General features: G+C 71.7%; 3 protein-coding genes. All 3 read right to left on the bottom strand.

Annotated elements, in window-relative coordinates; translation table 11 throughout:
• The coding region (locus E1267_RS42130; protein WP_132341682.1) for a type IV secretion system protein at positions 1–1,858 on the bottom strand (1,858 nt) is incomplete at its 3' end.
• Positions 1,855–4,332 (bottom strand): ATP-binding protein, encoded by a 2,478-nt coding sequence (locus tag E1267_RS42125; protein ID WP_132341680.1) that lies wholly within the window; start codon positions 4,330–4,332, stop codon positions 1,855–1,857. The genes E1267_RS42125 and E1267_RS42130, both read right to left, overlap by 4 nt.
• 47 nt (positions 4,333–4,379) lie before the next feature.
• Positions 4,380–5,950, bottom strand: a 1,571-nt coding sequence (locus E1267_RS42120) for a MinD/ParA family ATP-binding protein (RefSeq protein ID WP_220449932.1), incomplete at its 5' end; no start/stop codon positions are given.

Here is a 5,950-nt window from a genome sequence, read left to right as displayed (position 1 = left end):
CCCCCGAACCGCCGGAGCCCGCACCCGCGCCTGCCATGCCTCCGGACCCGCCTCCGGACCCGCCAGGACCGCCGCCTCGCCGGACGCCGCCCGCCCCGCCGCGCGTGCGGGTGGGCGTGCCCAGGTTGAGCGGTGGCGCCGTGCCCCTGCGCGGTTCGAGCGGCGCCCTGGTCGCCGCCTTGCCGGCCTGCTGGTCGGTGTCGAGGGGCGCCGCCGTGGCGGGCACGCGGGTGCCGGAAGGAGCGCCTTCACCTTCCTCGGCGCGTACCCTGGCCTGCCCGGTCGCCGCCGTGGCCGCCACCCCCGCCGGGTTGGCAGCGGCCGCCGCCCTGATGACCGGCTCGGCCTTGCGCAGCCCCCAGCGTCCGATCCTGGCCGACGCGACCGGCGGCAGCGCGCCCGCGGACCGTTCGAGCACGGACGAACTGGCCGCCTCGCCGAGCATGCGGGTCGTGACCGTGTGGCCGTTGAGCGAGGCGAACAGGTGCTGGAACGGGCGGCGGTAGAAGAACACCGCGATCGTCAGCAGGGCCATGAACAGCACCTGCAGCCCCCACGGCATGGCCGTGGAGATGATCAGCGCGTAGCCGTACACGAGCACGCTGAGGACGATCGTCAGGACCGCCTGTCTCAGCAGCGTGCCGACGAGCATCTCCACCCAGCGCATGGCGATGATGCGCCCGCTGCCCGGATGCACGCCGATGAGCAGGAAGATCGGCCCGAGGATGAGCAGCAGCAGGAAGCCCACCTTGAGCACCAGCAGCGAGACCGCCACCAGGAAGATGAGCGTGCCGGCCACCAGCGCGGCGATGAACGCGCCGACGGCCACGCCCAGCCGGTTGGACCAGTCTCTGCCGGAGAAGACGGTGTAGCGGGGGTCGTTGCGCAGTTGCGAGGCCAACTCCGCGTATTCCGACTGGCGGGCCCCCACGTCGGGCGCGGGCTCGCCCGCGACGGCAGGCGGGATCGACTGGATCTCCAGCATCTTGCGGCCGAAGTCGCGCACGATGGGCTGCTCCGGATCCGCGGTGCCGAACTGGCCCACCAGCCACGGCTTGCAGACCAGCGTCGACCACAGCGCGTCGGCGTTCTGCTCGACGCCCGGCGTGCCGCCCTGGCCGAAGCCGCCGGGCTTGACCTCGGGAGCGCTGTCGCCGGGAGGCGGCAGGCAGGACGCGCCGCCCGCGCCGGGCAGGCCGGAGAACGCCGAGTTGACGACCTCGCCGGTCTTGTCGGTGACCACCTTGCCGAGCCCGGTGAAGTCGGCCGGCCTGCTGAAGAACCAGACCGCCACGGTGACCGCCAGGACCATCCAGATGACGCCCTCGGCGGTCGTGGTGGCCCGCTTGCGGATCAGGCCGTACCAGGCCAGCCAGATCGCGCCGATGATCACGATCGGGCGGAGCAGCGGCCAGTACATCGCGTCGGCCAGGCTCGTGACGATGTCGTCGACCACGTCCTTGATCGACTGGAGCGGCCCTTCGGTCGCGGCCGCCTGGTACGTGGTGATCGTCAGCCGGTCGACGGCCTTGGCGGCGGTGAAGATGCCGTTGGCCCACATGTTGCCGAGCACGGCGACGTAGTCGGAGCAGCCCAGTTCGTGGGTGTGCCAGAACTGGCCGCTCATGCCGAACTGGCCGTAGTTGGTGGTCGGAGCCTGCGCCCCGCCCTCGGGAGGCATGGGCTGGATCATGCCGTCGGTGCCACCGCCGATCACCTCGGGCGCGAGCGCGCCCGACAGGTCGCAGGGGGCCGCGGCCGCGGGGGCGGACACGCCTCCCACCACGACGGGCACCACGAGCACGGCGGTGACGAGCGCGAACGCCAGCGCGAGTCGTCGGGATAGCCGGACCTTCATGACCGTACCTCCTGCGCTCTGCCCACGCCCCCCTGAAGATCATCATGCCCGTCGGCGACGGGTTTGTCGTGTGTGGGGTTCGTGTCGAGCCAACGGAGAAGTTCCTCGGAGATCAGGTCTACTCCGATACGGCCCGCCCTGCCATCCAGATCACGGAATACGCATTCGCCGTTCCCGAGCGAGCGCAGCACGGCCTTGTGCTCTTCCGACGGCTCCACCCCGAGCAGGGACATGACGTGGTCCACCTCCACCCGTTCGGTGGACCTGAACGCGAAGACGGACGACAGGCAGTTGGTCACCTGCTCGTTCAGCAGGTCTCCCGCGTTCTGCGAGACCAGCACCAGAGCGGTGTTGCGGGAGCGGCCCATCCGGCTGACTTCGGGCACCAGCTTGGCTCCCTCGGGCGTGGAGGTGATCGCCCACGCCTCGTCCAGGAAGATCGCCTTCGGGGCGCGCCGGTCGAGGCCGTTCATCAGCCTGCGCGCGAACTGGGAGACCAGATAGAGCAGCGCCACCGACAGCCGCTGCTCGTAGGAGTAGTCGTCCCTCGTGGTGGCCACGTCGGGCAGCGTCAGGCCGCCCAGCGTGAACACGGTCGTCCACCCCTCCGTGTCGATCTGGTCGCCGCCGGAAGGGTCGAAGCAGAGCCTGGCCAGGTGCATCTCCGACATGGAGCGCAGCACCGCGCCGAGGTTCTTCGACGCGGCGTCGTCCGCCCGCTCCAGGAAGTCGACGACCTTGCCGAGCGAAGGATCGGGCGCGTTCGACACCGCGGCCACCGCCTGGATCATCGCCGACTCGCGCTCCTCCGACATCCGGGGCAGCAACAACCGCAGCGTCTCGGTGGCCATCGTCTTCTTCGCCGCGATGTCGTCGCCGAACGAGAACGGGTCGAGCAGGCCGGGCGCCGCCGAGCCGAGCGGGATGATGCGCGCCTTGCGGCCCCGCTTGTCGAGCAGCCGTACGAGCGACTCCGCGTCGCCCTTCGGGTCGATCACCGCGACCGTCACGCCGCGCAACGCCATCTGATAGATCATCAGCAACGCCAGCGTCGTCTTGCCGCCGCCCGGCTCGCCGGTGATCGCGATGGCGGTCGGCCGGTTACGGCTGGCCGCAAGCAGCGGGTCGAAGTGCACGATGCTGCGCGCCCTGCCCACCGTCTCACCGATGTACGGGCCCAGCCAGCCCTCGCTGCCGTCGTCGAGCCGGTCGCCCAGATCGACCGTCGCGCTGGCCATGCCACCCGCGATCGTCCGCAGCGGCTGGCGCTGGGCGTAGGCGTTGACCTGCACCTTCTCCCCCGGCAACGCCTCGCAGAACAACGAGAACTGGTCGCCGGTCGAGTTGACCACGTCGATGCCCATGTCGCGGTAGTGCTCGACGACCGCCTCCACCCGCTGCACGCAGATGTCCTCGGTCGGGGCCGACACGATCAGGCGGTGCCAGCCGTACACGAACGGCAGCCGCTCCTTGGTGATGCCGTGCTCCAGCATCCGGGCGGCGTCGATCTGCTCGGCCAGCGCCAGCGGCGCCTCCGCGCCCGCCTCCCGGATGTGGTGGTCCATGTCGCGGGCGTGCGCCAGTTTCCGCGCAACGTCCTTGGAGGCCTTGACCGGCGGGATCAACCGCATCCGGGACGAGATCTCCACGGGGAAGGCGAGCTGGTCGGCGAAGTGCATCCACGGCTCACCGTCGGGGAACGGCATGAGATCGGGAAAGCGCGCGAACGACAGATGGGCGACGTACGACTCGCCCTGCGGCTGCACGATCCGCAGCAGCGACCTGCCGTTGTGGATCTCGCCCTCGACCAGCGCCTCGATCTCGCCCTTGCCCCAGCGCCGCTTCGGGCTCGCCGATGGCGGCGGGTCGCCCAGCGCGCCCGCGGCCGCGTGCCGGAACAACCACGCCACCTCCACGGAGGTCGCGTGCCTGGCGTAGAGCGCACTCGACGCCAGTGCCCTGCCGAGCCGCTCCGCCTGCTCCGTCCACCGCCCGATCTCACTGTCGGGCACGTGGTCGTCCTCCATGCCGAGCGTCTTCTCGGTTCTCTGGTAGAAGCCGAGGAGCTGGCTGAGCACGCCGCTGCCGAGCTGCTTGCCGCGCGGCCCGAGCCGCACGCCGAGGTAGACCTCCTTCGACCAGAAGTCCTTTGCCCAGACGTGCCGGTACATCTCCTCCAGGTAGTCGCGCCAGCCGGGCCCCTCGTCGGACGTGGCGTTGAGCGCCATGGCCCACTCCGCCGCGGGGTAGGTGCGGTGCGCGACCCTCAGATGCACCTCGGCGTCGGGCATCCTGATCGCCGCCAGCGCGATCGTTATGTTGGTGGCCAGCGCCTCGCGCTCCTCGGGCGTGACGAACTCGTAGCTGACCGTCGGGAGTCTGAAGTACGCCCATGCGCAGGTGTCCGTGAGCAGGATGCGGTCGTCGAAATAGCGGACCGCGAGGCGCTGGTGCGCTCGTGACGCCCTGCTCATGCCGCCCCCTCAGCGCATGAACGGGCTGTGCCTGCTCGCTTGTTCACTTATCGCTCACCGATTCTCGTGCCCGGGGGGTCACTCGCCAACTCCTCTTCGCTCGGTCGGACGGTCTGTGCCTGTGCCGCGAAGCCCGCTATCACCACGCCGGCGAGGGCGAGGTAGGCCCGCCGCCCGGCCGCGCGCAACTGCCCGGGGTCGACGACGTCCGCGCCGCCCGGCGCCAGATCGTCCTCCCAGGGGACCCTGACGATGGCCCGGCACCTGCCTCTGGCCACCGCCTCCGCCTGCTCGACGTCGGCCATCGAACGCCTGCTCACGCCGTTCACCACCATCACCGCACGCCTGCGCAGCTCCGCGCAGCCGTGCCCGTCGAGCCACTCGTACGTCATCGCCACCGCCTCCGACGCCTCCTCGCTCGCCGGGACCACGAGCACGAGCTGGTCGGCGTAGGGCAGGACCCGTGCCGCCAGCGCGGCGGCCGGGTCGATGACGGCCAGCTTGTAGTGGCGGTCCAGCAGGCGCATCGATTCGCCCAGCCGGTGGTCGGAGAACAGGGACCGGTCCGCCAGCCGCTGCTCGGCGCCCGCGTCGGTGTCGGCGCTGATCACCTCAAGGCCGGAGGCCGTCCTCGTGGTGTATCCGCGCATGGAGAGGTAGCCGCTGACCCGGTCGAGGCCGGACAGCAGCGAGGTGAGCGTCTCAGGGGTCTCCAGCTCGATCTTGCTGGTCAGGGTGCTGCCGCCGGTGTTGGCGTCGACGGCCACCACCCTGTCCTCGCGGTAGTGGGCGAACGTGTGACCCAGCATGAGCGCGGTCGTGCTCTGCCCCGCGCCTCCGGTGCAGCCCAGCACGACGACCCTGCGGCTGCCGCCGAACACGGCCCTGGCCCTGGCCTCGTCGATCTCCGATCCGTCGGTGCGTACGCCGGCCCCGCCGACCACCACCTGGGCGATCCGCCGCCAGCCGCCCGGGTCGCGCCCGACGACCGACTCGACCCGGCGCACCCGGCCCTCGCCGGGGCGCGGCACGGGCACCGGCGGCACCAGCTCGCCGCTGCGGCCGGGTTCGCTGCGCAACGGCGGCGCATGCTGCCCGCGCCCGCCCGGCCGCGCACCCCGCCGACCGGCCCTCGAATCCCCGTCCGTCCCGACACCACGCCGGCCCGCCAGGGAGTCACCGTTCGTCCCGGCATCGTGGCGGCTCGCCGTCGAGGTGTCGCGGTCGCCGGTCGGGTCGGGGGTGCCGGGATCTTCGCCGGTCGCCCTGTCCGGTCCGCCGGACCCGCCGACCGGGACCAGCGTCGGCCTCGCACGGCCGCCGCTCGCCTGGTCCCTCGCCGGGGTCTCCTGGTCGTCCGCCGCTTCCCGTACGTCTTGCGCGCCCTGGCCGGACGTTTCCCCTTCCGCGTCCTGAACCGCGTCCGGCGTGCTCTCAGGCACGTCCTGCCCGGCACCGCCCGGCGCGACGGGAGCCGAGCCCTCGACGACAGCGCCCTCGGCGCCGGCCGCAGCGTCCACGGCCTCTTCCGCCTCACCCACGGCAGAGGGAACGTCGTCGGCCTCGGCACCGTCGCCCTGAGCGGTGGGAACGGCATCCGCCGCGGGGGTCGTGGGGC

Source organism: Nonomuraea longispora (genome assembly GCF_004348345.1).
GTDB classification, from domain to species: domain Bacteria; phylum Actinomycetota; class Actinomycetes; order Streptosporangiales; family Streptosporangiaceae; genus Nonomuraea; species Nonomuraea longispora.
Note: the sequence above shows the minus strand (reverse complement) of the source record. Positions and strands in the feature narration are given on the sequence as shown.

Coding starts and splice junctions, on each gene's coding strand:
- E1267_RS42125 (WP_132341680.1), bottom strand. CDS start 4,332: ATGAGCAGGGCGTCACGAGCGCACCAGCGCCTCGCGGTCCGCTATTTC.